The 18,351-nt window shown below is 62.6% G+C and carries 17 protein-coding genes; 11 read left to right on the top strand and 6 right to left on the bottom strand.

Annotated features, from left to right (window positions below; translation table 11 throughout):
- The first annotated feature begins 160 nt into the window (after nt 1-160).
- The 5 genes from Q8X48_RS25615 to nahK all read left to right on the top strand — a co-directional run bounded on the left by Q8X48_RS25615 (nt 161) and on the right by nahK (nt 7,490).
- Nucleotides 161-1,405 (top strand): FAD/NAD(P)-binding oxidoreductase, encoded by a 1,245-nt coding sequence (locus Q8X48_RS25615; protein WP_407801724.1) that lies wholly within the window; start codon nt 161-163, stop codon nt 1,403-1,405.
- Nucleotides 1,406-1,414: 9 nt separating this feature from the next.
- Entirely contained in the window at nt 1,415-2,221 is an 807-nt protein-coding gene (locus tag Q8X48_RS25610; protein WP_126046099.1) for a sulfite exporter TauE/SafE family protein, read from the top strand.
- A gap of 209 nt (nt 2,222-2,430) precedes the next feature.
- Nucleotides 2,431-3,615, top strand: a complete 1,185-nt coding sequence (locus Q8X48_RS25605) for a porin (RefSeq protein ID WP_126046098.1) — start codon at nt 2,431-2,433, stop codon at nt 3,613-3,615.
- A gap of 154 nt (nt 3,616-3,769) precedes the next feature.
- The gene (gene nosP, locus Q8X48_RS25600) at nt 3,770-4,927 is read left to right on the top strand and encodes a nitric oxide-sensing protein NosP (protein ID WP_095967634.1); all 1,158 of its coding nucleotides are present in this window, start codon (nt 3,770-3,772) and stop codon (nt 4,925-4,927) included.
- On the top strand, nt 4,857-7,490 hold the full coding sequence (gene nahK / locus Q8X48_RS25595) for a hybrid sensor histidine kinase/response regulator NahK/ErcS' (protein WP_407801725.1): 2,634 nt from the start codon (nt 4,857-4,859) through the stop codon (nt 7,488-7,490). Before nosP ends, nahK begins: the two co-directional genes overlap by 71 nt.
- A 108-nt stretch (nt 7,491-7,598) precedes the next feature.
- Here nahK and Q8X48_RS25590 read toward each other — a convergent pair whose 3' ends face one another.
- The 6 genes from Q8X48_RS25590 to Q8X48_RS25565 all read right to left on the bottom strand — a co-directional run bounded on the left by Q8X48_RS25590 (nt 7,599) and on the right by Q8X48_RS25565 (nt 12,789).
- Complete coding sequence (locus tag Q8X48_RS25590) at nt 7,599-8,264, bottom strand: response regulator transcription factor (protein ID WP_007976602.1); 666 nt, start codon at nt 8,262-8,264, stop codon at nt 7,599-7,601.
- Nucleotides 8,265-8,320: 56 nt separating this feature from the next.
- A complete protein-coding gene (locus Q8X48_RS25585) occupies nt 8,321-8,878 on the bottom strand; it encodes a PQQ-dependent catabolism-associated CXXCW motif protein (protein ID WP_407801726.1) in 558 nt (185 codons plus the stop codon).
- A gap of 220 nt (nt 8,879-9,098) precedes the next feature.
- Nucleotides 9,099-9,890, bottom strand: coding sequence for an ABC transporter permease (locus Q8X48_RS25580; RefSeq protein WP_015095437.1), 792 nt, complete (start codon nt 9,888-9,890; stop codon nt 9,099-9,101).
- Nucleotides 9,887-10,618, bottom strand: coding sequence for an ABC transporter ATP-binding protein (locus tag Q8X48_RS25575; protein WP_407801727.1), 732 nt, complete (start codon nt 10,616-10,618; stop codon nt 9,887-9,889). The genes Q8X48_RS25580 and Q8X48_RS25575 overlap by 4 nt, the downstream gene beginning before the upstream one ends.
- A complete protein-coding gene (locus Q8X48_RS25570; protein ID WP_407801728.1) occupies nt 10,615-11,574 on the bottom strand; it encodes a YVTN family beta-propeller repeat protein in 960 nt (319 codons plus the stop codon). Before Q8X48_RS25570 ends, Q8X48_RS25575 begins: the two co-directional genes overlap by 4 nt.
- Before the next feature lie 30 nt (nt 11,575-11,604).
- Nucleotides 11,605-12,789, bottom strand: coding sequence for an ABC transporter substrate-binding protein (locus tag Q8X48_RS25565; protein WP_407801729.1), 1,185 nt, complete (start codon nt 12,787-12,789; stop codon nt 11,605-11,607).
- A 157-nt stretch (nt 12,790-12,946) separates the two neighbouring features.
- Here Q8X48_RS25565 and Q8X48_RS25560 point away from each other — a divergent pair, with 157 nt between their 5' ends.
- The 6 genes from Q8X48_RS25560 (at nt 12,947) to Q8X48_RS25535 (ending at nt 18,291) form a co-directional block, all read left to right on the top strand.
- Nucleotides 12,947-13,111 (top strand): hypothetical protein, encoded by a 165-nt coding sequence (locus Q8X48_RS25560; RefSeq protein ID WP_177325098.1) that lies wholly within the window; start codon nt 12,947-12,949, stop codon nt 13,109-13,111.
- Nucleotides 13,112-13,167: 56 nt separating this feature from the next.
- On the top strand, nt 13,168-13,629 hold the full coding sequence (gene pedF / locus Q8X48_RS25555; protein ID WP_007976613.1) for a cytochrome c-550 PedF: 462 nt from the start codon (nt 13,168-13,170) through the stop codon (nt 13,627-13,629).
- A 3-nt stretch (nt 13,630-13,632) separates the two neighbouring features.
- Nucleotides 13,633-14,508: a substrate-binding periplasmic protein gene (locus tag Q8X48_RS25550; RefSeq protein WP_407801730.1), complete on the top strand. Its 876-nt coding sequence runs from the start codon at nt 13,633-13,635 to the stop codon at nt 14,506-14,508.
- A 10-nt stretch (nt 14,509-14,518) separates the two neighbouring features.
- Nucleotides 14,519-15,280: a quinoprotein dehydrogenase-associated SoxYZ-like carrier gene (locus Q8X48_RS25545; RefSeq protein WP_407801731.1), complete on the top strand. Its 762-nt coding sequence runs from the start codon at nt 14,519-14,521 to the stop codon at nt 15,278-15,280.
- 16 nt (nt 15,281-15,296) lie between these two features.
- Nucleotides 15,297-16,232 carry a quinoprotein relay system zinc metallohydrolase 1 gene (locus Q8X48_RS25540; protein ID WP_407801732.1) on the top strand — a complete coding sequence of 312 codons (936 nt, stop codon included), beginning with the start codon at nt 15,297-15,299 and terminating at the stop codon, nt 16,230-16,232.
- Between the two features lie 283 nt (nt 16,233-16,515).
- Nucleotides 16,516-18,291: a PQQ-dependent methanol/ethanol family dehydrogenase gene (locus Q8X48_RS25535; protein WP_407801733.1), complete on the top strand. Its 1,776-nt coding sequence runs from the start codon at nt 16,516-16,518 to the stop codon at nt 18,289-18,291.
- The last annotated feature ends 60 nt before the right edge of the window (nt 18,292-18,351 follow it).

The raw sequence follows: 18,351 nt of genomic DNA, 5'->3' as shown, positions 1-18,351 counted from the left end.
TCAACACACCGAACCTGTGGGAGCGAGCCTGCTCGCGAAAGCGTAGTGTCAGTCCACATCTTTATCGACTGACCCGCCACCTTCGCGAGCAGGCTCGCTCCCACATTGGTTTTGTGGTTTGACCGGTAACAATCCTTGCGTGCAGCAAAAGGAACAAGCAATGAACGATCAACACTGGGGCCCATCCATCAGTGCAGATATCGTGGTGATCGGCGGCGGCACGGCGGGCATAGGCCTTGTCGCCAGCCTGCTCAAGCGTAGCCCGCACCTCAACATCACGGTGATCGAACCCGACTCCCGGCATTTCTATCAACCGGCCTGGACGCTGGTCGGCGGTGGCGCCTACAACGTGGAAAACACCGTGCGGCCAATGGCGTCGGTGATGCCGCGCGGGGTCAATTGGGTGCAGGCTGCCGTGACCGGCATCGACCCCGATCATGGCCGGCTCATCCTCAGTGACGCGCGCACGGTCAGCTATCAGAACCTGGTCGTCTGCCCCGGCCTGCGCCTGGCCTGGGAAAAAATCGAAGGCCTGGAGGAGACCCTCGGCCAGCACGGCGTGACCTCCAATTACAGCTACCGGCACGCGACCTACACCTGGGACCAGGTGCAGAAACTGCGCGGCGGCAAGGTGCTGTTCACACAGCCGGCCATGCCGATCAAATGTGCGGGAGCGCCTCAAAAAGCGCTGTACCTGTCCTGTGATCACTGGAACAGGAACGGTGTGCTGAACAACATTGACGTCGAGTTCAATCTCGCGGGCGCGGCACTGTTCGGCGTGGCGACCTTTGTCCCGCCGCTGATGAAGTACATCGAGAAGTACAACGCCCGGCTGGCATTCAATTCGAATCTGGTCAAGGTCGACGGCCCTGCGAAAACCGCGTGGTTCGAGGTCAAGGACGCCGAGGGCACTGTCACCCGCCAGGCAAAAACCTTTGACCTGCTGCATGTCGTACCGCCTCAGGTGGCCCCGGATTTCGTCGCCCGGAGTCCGCTGGCCGACGCCGCCGGCTGGTGCGAGGTCGATCCCCACAGCCTGCAGCATCCGCGCTATCCAGGCATCTTCGCGTTGGGGGATATCTGCGGCACCAGCAATGCAAAAACCGCCGCGGCGGTGCGCAAGCAGATAGTGGTCGTGGCCGAAAACCTGCTGGCCTTGCGCAAGCAACAACCACTGCCACTGAAGTACGACGGCTATGGCTCCTGTCCGCTGACGGTGGAGAAGGGCAAGGTGATCCTTGCCGAGTTCGGTTATGCGGGCAAATTGCTGCCGACCTTTCCCCTTGACCCGACGACGCCGCGCCGCTCGGCGTGGTGGCTCAAGGCAACACTGCTACCGTGGTTCTATTGGAACGGTATGCTCAAGGGTCGCGAGTGGCTGACGCGTCTGTCCAGGGTCGACTGAGAACTCCCTATGTTGCTGGCAAGTCTGTTTGGCGTGGTAATGGGGTTGGTATTGGGGTTGACTGGAGCGGGCGGCGGGATTCTCGCGGTGCCGGCCCTGGTATTGGGATTGGGCTGGAGCATGACCCAGGCCGCTCCGGTGGCGTTGTTTGCGGTGGGCAGTGCGGCAGCGGTCGGCGCCATCGATGGATTGCGCCATGGCCTGGTGCGGTATCGCGCGGCGTTGCTGATCGCCGCGCTCGGTGCGGTGTTTTCGCCGGTGGGCATCTACTTCGCCCATCAGTTGCCGGAAAAAATCCTGATGATCCTGTTCAGCCTGCTGATGGTCATGGTGGCCTGGCGGATGTTGCGCCGTGAACGCAAGGACGAAGGCCCGAGCGACCACGGGCACGCCAACTGGGGCCAGAAAAACTGCATGCTCGATCAACAGACCGGGCGCTTTTCCTGGACCGCCAAATGCACCGCGACCCTCGCCGCGCTCGGAGCGGTCACGGGTGTGGTCTCGGGATTGCTGGGGGTGGGCGGCGGCTTCCTGATTGTCCCGGCGTTCAAGCAACTGACTGACGTGCAGATGCGCGGAATCATCGCTACTTCGCTGATGGTGATCAGCCTGATTTCGGCCATCGGCGTGATCGGCGCGTTCCATGCCGGCGTGCGCATCGACAGTGTGGGTGCCACCTTCATTGGCACGAGCATCATCGGCATGATCATCGGTCGCAAGCTGTGCGCCCGGGTGCCGGCGCGGGCGTTGCAGGTCGGGTTCGCCAGCATCTGCGTGATGGTCGCCGCCTACATGTTGCTCAAGGCCAACGCCTAGGCGGTGCCGGTTCCTGTGGATGCCAGTCGGGTCCACAGGCCTACGCCCTAAGTGGCGAGCCTCACCGACGAGCGGTCTTACGCCATAGCGGTCACGCGCCGCCAGCCAATCCAAAGCACCTCAAAACCAGCCCCAAGGCAGCGTATGGCGCCGCCCGTCAGGTTTCGATAATCGCCTCCGACACTCAGTCCCCCGTTTCGGAGCGCGCCATGCACAACAATAAGAACGTCACGCATCGTTTTCTGCCAGCCTTTATCGCCAGCCTGTCTGCCCTGGGCCTGAGCCAGGTGGCTGAGGCGGATATCATGCTGTACGACAAGGACCAGACCACGTTCTCCACCGACGGCTATATCAACGCCTTCTATGTAAACAGCGATGTCGACCGCGCCGGCGATCAATACGACCGTCGGCAGTCACGGGTCAAGATGGGCTTTTTGCCCAACTACCTGGGGTTCAACATGGGCAAGCAGGTAGACGATCTCAAGCTCGGCGCCCGTGCCTCGTTCTGGGTCACCATCAACGACAGCGAAACCAACGGCACCGACACCGCCATCGATGTGCGGCAGTTCTTCGGCACCGTGGCCAACCCGGAGTGGGGCGAGGTACTGATCGGCAAGGACTTCGGCTTGTTCGCCCGTTCCAACATCCTGCTCGACGAAATGCTCGCCGGTTACGGCCAGGTCAGCGATACGTTGGGGCTGGTGGATGGCGGCGGGGTGTCGTTCGGCAACATCGGCACCGGTTACCCGTATCCGTTCCCGACCTCGCAGATCACCTATCGCACCCCGGTGATGGACGGACTGCGCGTGGCGGTCGGCATCATGGACCCGGTGGACACCAACGACAGCAGCCCGACGGGCAAGGCCTATCAGGAAAATCCGCGTACCGAGAGTGAAGTCACCTATCAGTTCGACCTGGCCGGGGCAAAGATCTACAGCTGGGTCAACGGCAGCTACCAGACCTCGGACAACACCGATTCCACGGTCGAGACCGTCACCTCCAAGGGGGTCGGTTATGGCGTGCAGGCGAAGATGGGCGGCTTGTCCCTCACCGGGTCCGGCTTCCAGGCCAAGGGTATCAACCCGTTTTTCACCAACAATGCCGGCGAGCCGACCCTGCGCAACGTCGACAGTGACGGCTACCTGATGCAGGGCTCCTACAAACTGGGCAAGAACCGCCTGGCCTTGTCCTACGGCAAGACCAATGACGACGGCAACGGTGTGGTCGGCAGCGGCGCGGACTACGAGACCCGCGGCATCGCGTTGTTCCATGACGTGAACGACAACCTCAAGCTGGTGGCTGAGTACAACCAGTTTGAAATCAACGGTCACGACACCGACGAGCAGAACGAAGACACCGACACCTTTGCCGTGGGCGCGGTGCTGACCTGGTAACCCCGGGAGGTGGCCCTGGCCGTGCGCATCGCGGCGAGGGCTGCCAACCGTCTCATCCCATCGAAGCGGCTACCCGCTACCCAAGTAGCATTCGTCGCACCCCACAGACTTCGTACACTCGTGCCTCATACACACGCACCTGCGGGAGGTAAGGATGCAGCAGAGCGAAGGCGTCGTCAGTGCAATGTCCCAGGCCACCGATGCCCGACAGGTCGCGCAGGAACTGGCACGACAGTTGTTGCACCCGCACCTGGGGTTCGTACTGTTCTTCTGTTCCGCCGAATACGACTTGCAGGCGCTGGGCCAGGCCTTGCAGCAAAGCTTCGGTGGCATTCGCCTGGCGGGCTGCACCAGCGCCGGGGAAATCACCCCGCTGGGCTATGGGCGCAATTGCGTGACGGCGGTGGGCTTCGACCACCGGCACTTTTCCATCTCGATCGAACTGATCGACCAGATGGAACACTTCAGCCTGATCGACGCCCAGCAAATGGTCGAGCGCCTGGTCAGTGGCTGTCGCAGCAACACCCTGGCCCCGATCAAGGGCAACAGCTTTGCCCTGACCCTGCTCGATGGCCTGTCCAGTCGTGAAGAAATGGTCCTGGCAGCCTTGAGTGCGGCCTTGGGCGACATTCCGCATTTCGGCGGTTCGGCCGGCGACGATAACTACCTGACCCATACCCATGTGTACTTCGATGGCGAGTTCCACAGCGGCGCGGCCGTGGTGGTGCTGGTCAATACCTGGCTGGATTTCGAAGTGTTCACCACCCACCACGTGCTGCCCCGCGCCGAAAAGCTGGTGGTCACCGGGGCCGACAGCACCTTGCGCCGGGTCTTCGAGCTCAATGCCGAGCCGGCTGCCGAGGAGTACGCCCGGCACATCGGCGTGCCGGTGGCGCAGCTTGATCACCGGGTCTTTGCCGCGCACCCGTTGGCGGTGCGGATCAACCAGCAATACTACGTGCGGGCCATCCAGCAGGTGCATCCGGACCTGAGCCTGAGTTTCTACTGCGCCGTGGAAAACGGCATCGTCCTCACCGCCATGACCCCGGGGCCGATGCTGCCGAACCTGCAGCGCCTGTTCGAAGGATTGCAGGAGCGCCTGGGCGATTTGCTGCTGACCATCGGTTGCGACTGTTTCCTGCGGCGTCTGGAACTCGAAGACGACGGCAGTCTTGATCAGATCGGCGGTTTTTTGCGTGAGCAACGGGTGATGGGTTTCAACACCTATGGAGAACAGTTCAATGGCATGCACATCAACCAGACCTTCACCGGCGTTGCCATTGCCCGTGGCCGTGCCCCAGGACATCGCTGAGCTGCAGGCCGAGCTGGCCGGGCTGCGCCTGGAAAACCACAAACTGCAGCGCATCAATGGCGCGCTGATCGAGCGGGTCGAGTCCGGGGGAACCCGCGGCAACGATCCGTACGCGGCATTCCAGCATTCGGTGGTGCTGGCCGAGCAAGTGCGCGAACGCACCGATGCCCTGAACCAGGCCATGGCCGAACTCAAGGCCGGTAATCATTTGCTCAGCGAAGCCCGCCTGCGCGCGGAAACGGCGCACCAACACCTGATCGATGCCATCGAAAGCATTTCCGACGCCTTCGTGCTGTTCGACGCCGAGCAGCGCATCGTGCTGTTCAACAGTCGCTTCAAGGCGTTCTGGAGCAACAGCCGGGTGCGGATCAACGCCGGCATGCGCCTGACCGAGGTCAAGCGACTGATGATGAACAACGCCCTGTTCACGGAAGAGCCGCGCGGGCATGCCGACGAAAACCTGCTTTACCGCCTGCAGAACGGGCGCTGGCTGCAAGTCAGCGAGCGCCCGACCCAGGAAGGAGGGCGGGTGATCCTGTTCACCGACATCACCGACGTCAAACTCAGCGAAACCGTACGCCGTGAGCAGGCGGTGGCGCAGAAGTCGCATCTGTTGCAACGGGCGGTCGACAACCTGTCCCAAGGGGTGGCGATGGTCAGCGCCGAGGGCATCCTGGAGTTGTGGAACCGTCGGTTCCTGGAGTTGAGCGGCCTGGCGCCGGTGGCGGCCCATCGCCCGTTTGCCGAAGTGATCGCCGACAGCGAGCTGAACCTGCTGACCCCGGCCAGTCGCGATGGCAATGGACGACCGGTGCGCGAATGCGAGCAACGCCTGTACGATGGCCGGGTCCTGGAAATTCGCACCCATCCGTTGCCCACCGGCGGTTTCGTCAACACCTTCACCGACATCACCGAGCGCTACCAGCACGCCGAGGCGCTGAGTGAAAGCGAACACTGGATTCGCCTGATCACCGATCACGTCCCGGCATTGATTGCCTACCTCAATGCCGACCTGGTCTACGAGTTCACCAACAAGGTCTACGAAGAGTGGTACTGCTGGCCTCGCGGCGTGATGCTCGGCCAGAGCCTGCGCGAAGTGCACAGCGAGCAGCATTACCAGCGGCTGGAGCCCTACGTGGCCAGGGCATTGGCCGGCGAGAGCGTGACATTCGAGTTCGCCGAAACCAACGTCAACAACCAGGAGCGCTACATGCTGCGCTCCTATGTGCCCAACCGTCTGGCCAGTGGCGAGGTGGTGGGGATTTTCGTGCTGATCCGCGACATCACCGAACGCCGCCGTACCGCCGAGGCGCTGCATCAGGCGTATCAGAACCTGGAGCTGCGGGTACGCGAGCGCACGGCGGAATTGACCACCCTCAACGACCAGCTGCTGCGCGAGATCGATGAGCGACGCCTGGTCGAGTCACGCTTGCGCGAGGCCAAGCAGGAAGCCGAGCAGGCCAACCTGTCGAAGACCAAGTTCCTTGCCGCCGTCAGCCATGACCTGCTGCAACCGTTGAATGCCGCGCGCCTGTTTACCAGTGCCTTGCTGGAACGGCGCGAGCCGATGTCCAGCGAGATTCTGGTGCGCAACGTGAGCAATTCCCTGGAAGACGTGGAGAACCTGCTCGGCACCCTGGTGGATATTTCCAAGCTCGATGCGGGGGTGATCAAGGCCGACATTGCGCCGTTCGCCCTCAGTGAACTGCTGGACAACCTGGCCGCCGAATACACCCAGGTGGCGCGCAGTGAAGGCCTGCAATTGCACTTCATCGGCTGTTCGGCGCTGGTACGCAGTGACATCCAGCTGCTGGCGCGGATTCTGCGCAACCTGCTGAGCAATGCGATTCGCTATACCTACAGTGGTCGCGTGGTGCTCGGTTGCCGGCGGCATCATCAGTGCCTGACGATCGAAGTCTGGGACAGCGGCATGGGCATTGCCGAGCATCGCCTGGAGGAGATTTTCCAGGAGTTCAAGCGTGGTGATGTGCAGCGCCCCGATCAGGATCGCGGCCTGGGCCTGGGTCTGGCGATCGTAGAGAAGATTGCCGGCATCCTCGGGCATCCCATCCATGTGCGCTCATGGCCGGGCCGGGGCTCGATGTTTTCGGTCGAAGTGCCGTTGAGCGCCACCGCGCCGAAACCGCAGCCTGCGTTGCAGATGAGCGAGCCGATGCTCGAGCGCCTGCGGGGGGCGCGGATATGGGTGCTGGACAACGACGCGACTATCTGTGCCGGCATGCGCACCTTGCTGGAGGGGTGGGGGTGTCGGGTGGTGACGGCGCTGTCGGAGGAGGACCTGGCGCGGCAAGTGGACAATTTCCACGCCGAGGCCGACCTGCTGATTGCCGATTACCACCTGGACAACGATCGCAACGGTGTCGACGCCGTGGCGCGCATCAATGCCCGGCGCGCGTCACCGCTCCCGGCGATGATGATCACGGCCAACTACAGCAATGAACTCAAGCAGCAGATCCGCGAACTGGGCCACACCCTGATGCACAAGCCGGTGCGGCCGATGAAGCTGAAGACGGCGATGAGTCATCTACTCGGCCGGCCTTGAGAACCCGGCGTTTCTGCCACCGCTATCGCGAGCAAGCTCGCTCCCACAGGGATAGCATCGTACCTGTGGGAGCGAGCTTGCTCGCGATGAGAGCGACGCGGTCTTGACTCACCGCCGCAGATAAGACCCGAAATCAATATCCCCGGCACTCAGGATCGCCTGCACCCGGTTGTGCACGTTGAGCTTGCGCAGGATCGCCGAGACGTGGGCCTTGACCGTGGTCTCGGCGATTTCCAGGGTGTAGGCGATCTGTTTGTTCGATTCGCCCTTGGTCATGCGCTCCAATACCTGCAACTGCTTGCGGGTCAGGGCCTGGAGCAGTTCGGGCGGGAAGCTCGGGGTGTCGTTCATCCGCCGGTGGGTGCTGCTTTTGGCGGTGCGGATGATGTCCGGGGGCAGGTAGACATTGCCATTGAGAATCTGCTGGATGGCATCGGTCATCTGGGCGCGGGGTGAAGACTTGGTGATGAAACCCACCGCGCCGTAGGTGATGGCTTGCAGCACGATCTGTTTGTCCTGTTCGGCGGAGACAATCACCACCGGAATGGTTGGCGCTTCGTTACGCAGGTTGATCAGGCCATTGAGCCCGTGCATGCCGGGCATGTTCAGGTCGAGCAGGATCAGGTCCAGGTCATCGTGTTCCTGGGTCAGTGCCAGGGCGCTGTCCAGGTCGGCGGTTTCCATCACTTCGCTGCCGGCAAAACCGTCGCTGATGACGTTGTGGATGGCTTCGCGAAACAGCGGGTGATCATCGGCAATCAGAATTTTGTACATGGCCTTTCACCTCATTATTTTGATTATGGTGTGGCAACAACACGCACGCGTAAAGCTCAGGGAAAGGGTTCGGGCCTGGCTGGCGAAACCGGCAGATTGGCCGCTTGCCAGGCGTCCAGGCCATCGCGATACCAGTACAGGGTCTTATAGCCCATGGTGGCTGCGCGCTTGACCGCATTCCAGCTCAACCAGCAGTCGGAGCGGCAATAGAAGACCAGCGGTTGCGTCGGGTCGCCGGCGGTCAGCTTTTTCAGGTTGGCGGCGAAATAGTCCTGCCATTGCGGCGTCAGCTCACCGTCACCGGTATTGGCCAGCCAATGGCTGCCGGGCAGGTTTTCATGGGGCTGGTCTTCGATGAATTGCCCTTGCAGCCACTGGCGGCGGTAGACATCGATCAGCAGCGGGCGCGGGGTTTGGCCGAGCAGGGCTTGCAGGGCGTGGGTATCGACGATGGTTGCGCCTTGCAGTTGGTCCGGCGTCGGGCTGCGGTACAGGCCGATGCGATAGCCGTCGCGAGAGAACAGTGCGGTGTCGGCCTGCGCGGTGCTCAGCAGCAGGCCCAGCGACAGGGCGGCGAGAGTAGGGCGCAACAGGCAACGTCGGGCACGCGGCATGGGGTCAGTCCTTATAGTTATGGACCTATTACATGCCAGTTGGGGGATGTTGGGAATGCGACGATAGACAGGGAAACCAGTACTAAAGTAGTAATTTCACCCTGCTTAATGAAGAACCCCTGTGGGAGCGAGCTTGCTCGCGATAGCGTTATGTCAGTCAATTCATTTATTGAATGTGCCGCCGCTATCGCGAGCAAGCTCGCTCCCACAGGGGATGTATTTACCCGGATTTACGCAAGGCCGCATGCTGCGGGTTGAAGGTCAGTACGGCGAGCAATGCGAACAGCAGCGTCAACCCCGCGCACACCGCCAGCGCCAGCGGATTGAGGCGTTCATACAGGGCAAAGCGCACCAGCTCCACCGCATGGGTGAACGGATTTACCGCGCACAGCCAGTACAGCCATTCGCTGGCCTCGCGCATCTTCCACAGCGGATACAGCGCCGATGACAGGAAAAACAGCGGGAAGATCACGAAATTCATCACCCCGGCAAAGTTCTCCAGCTGGCGGATCGCGTTCGACAGCAACAGGCCCAGTGCGCTGAGCATCAACGCCACCAGCAGCAGCGCCGGCAACGCCAGCAACAGGCCCATGGCCGGTGGCCGCACGCCGTAAGCCCAGGCAATCGCCAGGAACGCATACACCTGCAACAGCGAAATCAGTGACGTGGCCACCAGTTTGCTGCACAGCAGGAAGGTTCGGGGCAGAGGGCTGGTCAGCAGCACGCGCATGCTGCCCATCTCGCGGTCGTAGACCATCGACAGAGACCCCTGCATGCCATTGAACAGCAGGATCATGCAGGCCAGGCCGGGAATGATGTAGACCTCGTACGGAATGTAGGTGTCGTAGGGCTCGATGATCGCTATCCCCAGCGCCGCGCGAAAACCGGCGGCAAACACCAGCAACCACAGCAACGGCCGCACCAGGGCGCTGAGAAATCGTGTGCGTTGCAGCACAAAGCGCAGCCACTCGCGCAGCACGATACCGCTGAAACATTGCCAGTAAGCGTTCATTGGGCAGCTCCCGATGTAGTCAGGCGGGTGAAGGCCGAACCGAGGTCACCGCCGTGCTCCAGGCTCAGGGCATCGGCCTGTCCGCTGGCCACCAGCCGGCCTTGATGCAGGATCAGCAAGTCATCGCTGGGTTGCACTTCGTCGAGCAGGTGGGTGGTCCAGAGCACGCTGATGTGCTCCTCGCGACACAGGCTGCGGATGTGCTGGTTGAGCGCCAGGCGACTCGCCGGGTCGAGGCCGACACTGGCTTCATCGAGCAGCAAAAGGCGCGGCTCATGCAACAGGGCGCGGGCAATTTCCACCCGGCGACGATGACCGCCATTGAGCTCACGCACCCGTTCGCGGCGGCGCTCGGTCAGGGCCTGACGGGCCAGTTCGGCGTCGACCCGAAGGTCGGTCTGGCACCGGGACAGGCCATGCAATGCCGCGTGATATCGCAGGTTCTGCTCGACGCTGAGATCCAGGTCCAGGGTGCTTTGCTGGAACACCACGCCCAATTGCCTGAGCGCCGGGCGTGCCGCGCTGCGCAATGAACAGCCACCGACGCGGATCTCGCCGTGCTGCAGATCATAGAGCCGGGTCAGCAGGGCAATCAGGGTCGACTTGCCGGCGCCGTTGGGTCCCAGCAGCGCGGCGAAACGCCCGGGTTCCAGGCTGAAACTCACTTTGCGCAAGGCCTCCCGGGCGCCGTAGGCAAAGCTCAGGTCACTGACTTCAAGGGCGTTCATGGCGTCACCACCACGCCCCAGGGATAGCGCCCGACCTTCACCGATTTGCTGACCTTGAGGCTGTCGACATCGATCACCGAGACATCGCCGCTGACGCCGTTGGTGGCCAGCAACTGTTTCTGATCCGGGGTGAACGCCATCTGCCAGACCCGTCGACCCACCAGCAGATAATCGAGAATCTCGAAGGTCCTGGCATCGATCACCGCCACATGGTTGGCCGGGCCGAGGGCGACGAAGCCGTACTTGCCATCGGCGCTGAGCTTGATGCCGACCGGCTGGACCTTGTCCGGGTGCACGCCCTTGATCTGGAAGTTCAGGGTCTTGAGCACGGTGCGGCTGGCTACATCGAGAATGGTCACGGTGCCGCCGATTTCCGCCGAGGCCCAGAGCCTGGCGCCATCGGGGGAGAACTCGACGAAGCGCGGACGCTGGTCCACCAGAGTGCTGTCGGCCAGGGTCTGGGTGCTGGTGTCGATCCAGTGCAGCATGTTGGTGGTTTCGCTGGTGTTGACCGCCCACTTACCGTCAGGGCTGACGGCCATGCCCTCGGGCTCGACGCCGACATCGATCTGGCCGAGCACCTTGGAGGTCTCGGTGTCGATCACCGTGACCAGCGCATCGTCTTCATTGGAGACGTACAACCAGCGGTTGTTCGGGTGCAGGGCGAATTGCTCCGGGTCTTTACCCGAGGGCAGTTCCTTGATGATCTTGCGTGTGGCCACGTCCATCACCTGGACCCGGTCCGAGTCGCTGGCGCAGATGTACAACAGCTTGTTGTCATGGGACAGCAGCAGGCCCCGGGGGCGCTGGCCGACGGGCAGGGTGTCGGTGACTTGCAGGGTCTGCATGTCGATCAGGCTCAGGCTGTTGTCCTTTTCGTTGGAGACCCAGGCAGTGCTGGCAACGGCATGGCCAGCGGCGAGCAGCAAGGTGCACGAGAGCAGGGTGCGGCGCATGGCGGATTCCTTGTTGTTGTGATGTTCGGATCAGGGAAAGCGGCAGCTGACCTCGGGTTTGTCGTAGCCCAGGCTGTCCATCTCGTTGAACGGGTGCAGAAAGCCGTCCTGGGGCGAGGTGCTGACCAGTGCCCGGGGCTGGACGATAGGAATCGGCTGGCGCAACTGGCCGTTCCACGGCCGGTAGCTGAGCTTGCGGCCCTTGAAACCGTCGAGGGGCAACTGGTCGCTGATTTCCAGCGTGCGGATCGCCATCGGCTCGGCCTGGCGCAATTTGCTCACGGCACTGGCGATGCTGCGCACGGCCATCCAGGCGGCGAAATCGCGGTCATTCATCCAGCGCCCGGTCAGGGCTTCAAAGCGTTTTTGCAGCTGCGCGGCGCCGTAGGTTTCCACGGTCTTGTGCCAGCCCACCGGGGTCAGGCCCTGGGTGCCGGCGACCGGGCGCGGGTACCAGGTCTGGTAGGGCACGTATTCACCGAAGTCGCCGCGTTCATCGGCCACCAGTACCACGTCGTACTCGGCGGTCTGGGTGAACAGCGGCATGTCGGCCTGGGCGCTGCGGCGTTGGTCGTTATCGAAGCTCCAGGTTTTTTCCGCCACCAGTTGCAAGCCGAAACGCTTGGCCCCGCGGCGCAGGGCGGCGGCATAGGCTTGATCGTCGGGCGTCGGGCCGACAATCAGCAGCGCCCGCTGCCATTTGCGCAACACCAGAAACTGCGCCAGCGCATCGGCGAGCATCGCCCGGCTCGGCAAGGTGTGCAGCACGTTCGGCAGGCAAGCGGTGGTGCGCAGGCTGTCATCGGCACTGCCGGCGTTGATCAGCAAACTGTCGGGCAGTGCCGCACTCAATTGGCGCAGGCTGGCCGCGGGGGCATTCACCACAAACAGGCGCAGGCCTTGTTCGTGCTGAGCCTTCGCCGCTTCGAGCAAGGCTTCGGGGCTGTCGACGCTGGCGCTGACCAGGCTGTAGCCGTGGTTGAGAAAACGCCCGGTGCTGTTGCTGTCGGTGATCGCCAGTTCGGCGCCGCGCAGCCCGGCATCGGTGGGTTCGGGAATGACGTTGGACAGCAACGGGCCGGGGTCGGGGCGATAGCCCAGGTAGCCGATCCGCACCTGCAAGGGCGCATCGGCGGCCTGGCTTTGGGTGGCCAGGCCGGCGGCGCAGGCAATCGCCAGCAGGTAGATCAGGGCGTAAGGGGCAAGCTGGCGCATAAGGCTCTCCATGACCGTTAGCGCCAGCATAGGAAGCCTGGGGGGCGGTGAAAATATGCAGAAAGTACCGAAGGGCCAGTACCAAGGTAGTAGCCCGCCACACACGGCGCGGTTCTAGCATGGGTAACCACGGCCACTGATCTGGAGGGGATTGACCATGCGTATCGTCAAAGCACTGCTCCTGCCGTTTCTGCTGATCCTGACCCTGATCGGCGTCGACCGGCTCCAGGGCCCGCGTCCGGTGTCCAACGATCGCCTTACGACCAAGGGAGTAGGTGGCGACCACCAAAGCAGCATGGGGTCTGAGCGCAGGGCTTTCTAAGATGGCTGCCATAGCCTCTGCCAAGAGGTTTTGCGTGCAATCCAGAGGGCATGACAATGACAACAAAACGCAACGCCTTGCTCGTGACCGGTCTATTGGCCAGTTTGATCAGCGCAGGTTCGGTCTGGGCCCACGGCAACGTGGTGCCACAGGCTGTCGCCACCCAGGGCCTGACCCCGATAAAAGATGCCGGTGTGCAGCTCGATGCCGATGGCTGGGCCGCGGTAAACCCGTATCGCACTGCCCCGGAACACGACAAGGCAGTGGAAATCGGCGCTTCGGCCTATACCCAGAACTGCGCGGCCTGTCATGGCCTGGAGGCCAAGTCCGGCGGCATCGCCCCCGACCTGCGCATGCTCGATGTCGGCGAGGCGGGCGATGAATGGTTCGTCGAAAGGGTGCGCCATGGCGCGGTACGCGACGGTCGCGTGTACATGCCGAAGATGGCCGACTACCTGAGCCAGGAAGCCCTGTGGGCGGTGCGCACTTATCTGGACACTGTGCACGTCGAGGAGTGACCCATGCGCCTGTTCGCGGTGTTGATCAGCGCTCTGTGGCTGTGCTGCCAGGCGGCGCAGGCGCAGGTTCGCAACTACGACGAAATGATCGCCGCCGGGGAGCTGAAGGTTGCGGTCTACAAGGACTTCGCCCCCTACAGCTTTGAACGTGCCGGCAAACCCCAGGGTGTCGATGTCGAGCTGGCCGAAGCCCTGGCCAAGGCGCTCGGCGTGCGCCTGACGCTGATCTGGGCGCCGGCCGGGGAAAAGCTCGATGACGACCTGCGCGATTACATCTGGCGTGCCAGTGCCTTGCACAACCAGCAACTGGCCGACCTGATGATGCGCGTGCCCTACGACCACGACTACGCGCAGAGGCGCAACGAAGTCGGTGAGCTGGTCAACGGCCATGTGGTGATGTTCGGTCCGTACCAGAACGAACAATGGCAGGTGGCCTATGACCGCCGAAGGCTGGACAAGGTCGCCAGCGTCGCGGTGTTCGAGCAGCACCCGATTGGTGTCGAAGTCGACAGCGTGCCGTCGTTCTACCTGACTTCGGTGTTCAACGGCATGCTCGCCGGCAAGACCCATCACTACCCCGGCGTGCCCCAGGCGTTTGCCGCGATGAAGGCCGGTGAGGTCGACGCGGTGATGGCCATGCGCGGCGAAATCGACTGGCAAGTGCACGAAACGGCCGACCCGCAGCTGGCGCTGGCAGAAAATGCCTACCCGAACATGGGCAAGCAGCTCTGGGAAATCGGCATGGCGGTGCACGAAAGCAACCGGCAACTGGCCTATGCCGTGGAAGAGGCGCTCGAAGGCCTGATCCGCGAGGGTTCGGTGAAGACCATCTACGGCCGTTACGGCCTGCAATACGACGTGCCCGAGATGTATCAATAAGGAGCAGGCGATGAAATGGCGAGGGAGTTGTCTGTTGGCCTGCTGGTTGAGCCTGACGGCGCAGGCTGGCGCTATCGATCCTGGCAAAGACCCGGTGCCATCGGTGATGTGGGCTTTCTATCACCAGCAGTTTCTGGGCAATGCGCCGTTCGTTTTCGATGAACGGGTCAAGCTGCTGGCGCCGCCGTTTGCCGAAGACGCCCGGCAGGTGCCGCTGGAAATCGACGCCCGGGCGTTCAAGGGCGAGGTGGTGAGAATCCTCGCCTGGGCAGAACTGAATCCGTTGCCGAAAATCGTCGACTTCCAGCCGCTGGATTCGGTTTTGCCCTGGCTGTCGTTGCGCATTCGCATCGAACAGGCCACGCCCCTGCGCGCGGCGGTGTTGACCCGCGACGGGCTGTGGCATGTCGGCTCGACCCTGATTGACGCCGCAGGTGGCGGTTGCACCGCGCCGAGCCTGGTGCGCACCCAGCCGGGCTGGGAGGAACACATCGGCGAAGTGCTCGGCGGGCGCTATCCCCGGGACGGATTCAGCCGTTTGCGTATGCAGGTGGCCCATCCCATGGACAACGGCATGGTCAGCGGCATTCCGGAATTCTTCATCAACCATGCCGAGCTGCGTGACCACAACCAACACGTGCTGGCCCGGCTGGAGCTGTTCCCCGCGGTCAGCGAAAACCCCAACCTGGCCTTTGACATCGAGGGGGCAGGGCAAACACGTCTGTTACTGCGGGACAACAGTGGCAATGAGTTCGATGCGTCGATCCCCTGACCCCAAGGAGCGTGGCATGCGCTGGATCCTGTTGATGGTGTTAAGCGTCAGTCTGCCGGCCCTGGCCGATCTCGACTACTCACTCAAGCCCCGGCAGATCGCCCGGGACACCTGGCTGCTGGAAGGCAGTACCGATAATTTCGCCAAGGCCAACGGCGGCAACATCGTCAACACGGCGTTTATCGTCACTGAACGCGGTGTGGTGGTGATCGACACCGGGCCGTCCCGGCGTTACGGCGAAGCGATGCGCAAGGCCATTGCCGCCACCACCGACAAGCCGGTGATCGAGGTCTTGCTGACCCATCACCACCCGGACCATGTGCTGGGCAATCAAGCCTTCACCGACGTGCCGATCGGCGCCCTGGCCGGCACCACCGAACTGTTGCACCGGCAAGGCGATGCCATGGCCGAGAATATGTACCGGATGGTCGGCGACTGGATGCGTGGCACCGAAGTGTTGCTGCCGACGCAGACGCTGACACCCGGCGTGAAAAGTTTTGGGAATCACGATCTGCGTCTGCTGAGCCTGGGTGGGCATACGGGCGCGGATCTGGCTATTCTCGACCAGCAAACCGGCGTGCTGTATGCCGGGGACCTGGTGTTTTATCAGCGGGCGCTGACCACGCCCAACAGTCCGGGGCTGTCAGTGTGGCTGGCGGACATCGCGACCCTGCAAGGCTTGCCCTGGACGCAGGTCGTGCCGGGCCATGGGCCGGTGGCCAGTGATCGACAACCCTTCGAGCAGATGCGCGATTACCTGAGCTGGCTCGATCAGCTCATGCGCGACGGCGCGGCCAATGGCAGTGATATGGCCGAGATGATCCGCAGCCCCATCCCCGAACGCTTCGCCGGGATCAGCCTGAGCCGTTATGAACTGATCCGCAGCGTCAGTCATCTGTACCCGCGCTACGAGCGCGAGCGGATGACGCGGGTGGATTCTGCCAGCAAGTAGCCGACCACAGATCCCCTGTAGGAGCGAGCCTGCTCGCGATGGACGTTAACGATAACGCTGGCAGCCTGACACCCAGCGGTGTCCTTGAGTCCATCGCGAGCAGGCTCGCTCCTACAGGGGCCGGTGCTGTTAAAAAAATCTTGTGTCCATCTCCTCCCACCCTGTACCAAGGAACTAGCAATCTCCTCATTGCGGGCAATTGTTGTCAGGGCGGCGGCGCCCAAGAATCTGCACCAGACCGGAAAATTTCCGGACATAACAAAAATCCGCAGAGGAAGCCGTCATGACTCAACCCGCACGTCGCCAGCCCTTCGTCCTGAGCTTGCTGCTCAGTGCCATGCTGTTGTCCGGCCAGGCATTGGCCGGGGTTTCCGACCAGGACATTCTCCAGGACCCGAAGAACCCGGAACAGGTCGTGACCAACGGCCTCGGCGTTCAAGGGCAGCGCTACAGCCCGCTGGATATTCTCAACGTCGACAACGTCAAGGAGCTGCGCCCGGCCTGGGCGTTTTCCTTCGGCGGTGAAAAACAGCGTGGCCAGCAAGCGCAGCCGATGGTCAAGGACGGCGTGATGTACATGACCGGTTCCTACTCCCGGGTCTTCGCCGTGGATGCGCGCACCGGCAAGAAACTGTGGCAATACGATGCGCGTCTGCCCGATGACATCCGCCCTTGCTGCGACGTGATCAACCGTGGCGTCGCGCTGTATGGCGACCTGGTGATCTTCGGCACCCTCGACGCCAAGCTTGTGGCGCTGAACAAGGACACCGGCAAGGTGGTGTGGAGCAAGAAAGTCGCCGATCACAAGGAAGGCTACTCGATCAGCGCCGCGCCGCTGGTGATCAACGGCAAGCTGATTACCGGCGTGGCCGGTGGCGAGTTCGGCGTGGTGGGCAAGATCGAGGCCTACGACCCGAAAAACGGTGATCTGCTGTGGACCCGGCCGACGGTCGAAGGCCATATGGGCTACGTCTACAAGGACGGCAAAGCCGTGGAGAACGGCATCTCCGGTGGCGAGGCGGGCAAGACCTGGCCGGGCGATCTGTGGAAAACCGGCGGTGCGGCCCCTTGGCTTGGCGGTTATTACGATCCGGAAACCAACCTGCTGCTGTTCGGTACCGGCAACCCGGCGCCGTGGAACTCGCACCTGCGCCCTGGCGACAACCTCTACTCCTCATCGCGCCTGGCGCTCAACCCGGACGACGGCACCATCAAGTGGCACTTCCAGAGCACGCCTCACGACGGTTGGGACTACGACGGCGTGAACGAGTTGGTGTCGTTCAACTACAACGAAGGCGGCAAGGAGATCAAGGCAGCGGCCACGGCCGACCGTAACGGTTTTTTCTACGTGCTGGATCGTACCAACGGCAAATTCATCCGTGGCTTCCCGTTCGTGGACAAGATCACCTGGGCCACTGGCCTGGATAAGGACGGCCGGCCGATCTACAACGAAGCCAGCCGTCCCGGCGCCCCGGGTTCGGAAGCCAAGGGCAGCTCGGTGTTCGTGGCACCGGCGTTCCTCGGTGCGAAAAACTGGATGCCGATGGCCTACAACCGGGACACCGGGCTGTTCTATGTGCCGTCCAATGAATGGGGTATGGACATCTGGAACGAAGGCATCGCCTACAAGAAAGGCGCGGCGTTCCTCGGTGCCGGCTTCACCATCAAGCCGTTGAACGAAGACTACATCGGCGTGCTGCGGGCCATCGATCCGAAAACCGGCAAGGAAGTCTGGCGTCACAAGAATTACGCGCCGCTGTGGGGCGGGGTGCTGACCACCAAGGGCAACCTGGTGTTCACCGGCACGCCTGAAGGTTTCCTGCAGGCGTTCAACGCCAAGACCGGCGAAAAGGTCTGGGAATTCCAGACCGGCTCCGGCGTGCTCGGCTCGCCCATCACCTGGGAAATGGACGGCGAACAGTATGTCTCGGTGCTCTCCGGCTGGGGCGGCGCGGTACCGCTGTGGGGCGGCGAAGTGGCCAAGCGGGTGAAGGACTTCAACCAGGGTGGCATGCTCTGGACGTTCAAGCTGCCCAAGGACCTTGTGGCCAAGCACTGATCCCTTGTGGGAGCGAGCTTGCTCGCGATGGTCGTCAACGATAACGCTGGAAACCTGAAA

This window comes from Pseudomonas sp. QLc11A (assembly GCF_052112305.1).
Taxonomy (GTDB): domain Bacteria; phylum Pseudomonadota; class Gammaproteobacteria; order Pseudomonadales; family Pseudomonadaceae; genus Aquipseudomonas; species Aquipseudomonas laurylsulfatiphila.
Note: the sequence above shows the minus strand (reverse complement) of the source record. Positions and strands in the feature narration are given on the sequence as shown.

Excerpts from the sequence above, each read along its gene's own strand:
- Q8X48_RS25615 (WP_407801724.1), top strand. The coding sequence starts at position 161 with ATGAACGATCAACACTGGGGCCCATCCATCAGTGCAGATATCGTGGTG.
- Q8X48_RS25610 (WP_126046099.1), top strand. The coding sequence starts at position 1,415 with ATGTTGCTGGCAAGTCTGTTTGGCGTGGTAATGGGGTTGGTATTGGGG.
- Q8X48_RS25605 (WP_126046098.1), top strand. The coding sequence starts at position 2,431 with ATGCACAACAATAAGAACGTCACGCATCGTTTTCTGCCAGCCTTTATC.
- nosP (WP_095967634.1), top strand. The coding sequence starts at position 3,770 with ATGCAGCAGAGCGAAGGCGTCGTCAGTGCAATGTCCCAGGCCACCGAT.
- nahK (WP_407801725.1), top strand. The coding sequence starts at position 4,857 with ATGGCATGCACATCAACCAGACCTTCACCGGCGTTGCCATTGCCCGTG.
- Q8X48_RS25590 (WP_007976602.1), bottom strand. The coding sequence starts at position 8,264 with ATGTACAAAATTCTGATTGCCGATGATCACCCGCTGTTTCGCGAAGCC.
- Q8X48_RS25585 (WP_407801726.1), bottom strand. The coding sequence starts at position 8,878 with ATGCCGCGTGCCCGACGTTGCCTGTTGCGCCCTACTCTCGCCGCCCTG.
- Q8X48_RS25580 (WP_015095437.1), bottom strand. The coding sequence starts at position 9,890 with ATGAACGCTTACTGGCAATGTTTCAGCGGTATCGTGCTGCGCGAGTGG.
- Q8X48_RS25575 (WP_407801727.1), bottom strand. The coding sequence starts at position 10,618 with ATGAACGCCCTTGAAGTCAGTGACCTGAGCTTTGCCTACGGCGCCCGG.
- Q8X48_RS25570 (WP_407801728.1), bottom strand. The coding sequence starts at position 11,574 with ATGCGCCGCACCCTGCTCTCGTGCACCTTGCTGCTCGCCGCTGGCCAT.
- Q8X48_RS25565 (WP_407801729.1), bottom strand. The coding sequence starts at position 12,789 with ATGCGCCAGCTTGCCCCTTACGCCCTGATCTACCTGCTGGCGATTGCC.
- Q8X48_RS25560 (WP_177325098.1), top strand. The coding sequence starts at position 12,947 with ATGCGTATCGTCAAAGCACTGCTCCTGCCGTTTCTGCTGATCCTGACC.
- pedF (WP_007976613.1), top strand. The coding sequence starts at position 13,168 with ATGACAACAAAACGCAACGCCTTGCTCGTGACCGGTCTATTGGCCAGT.
- Q8X48_RS25550 (WP_407801730.1), top strand. The coding sequence starts at position 13,633 with ATGCGCCTGTTCGCGGTGTTGATCAGCGCTCTGTGGCTGTGCTGCCAG.
- Q8X48_RS25545 (WP_407801731.1), top strand. The coding sequence starts at position 14,519 with ATGAAATGGCGAGGGAGTTGTCTGTTGGCCTGCTGGTTGAGCCTGACG.
- Q8X48_RS25540 (WP_407801732.1), top strand. The coding sequence starts at position 15,297 with ATGCGCTGGATCCTGTTGATGGTGTTAAGCGTCAGTCTGCCGGCCCTG.
- Q8X48_RS25535 (WP_407801733.1), top strand. The coding sequence starts at position 16,516 with ATGACTCAACCCGCACGTCGCCAGCCCTTCGTCCTGAGCTTGCTGCTC.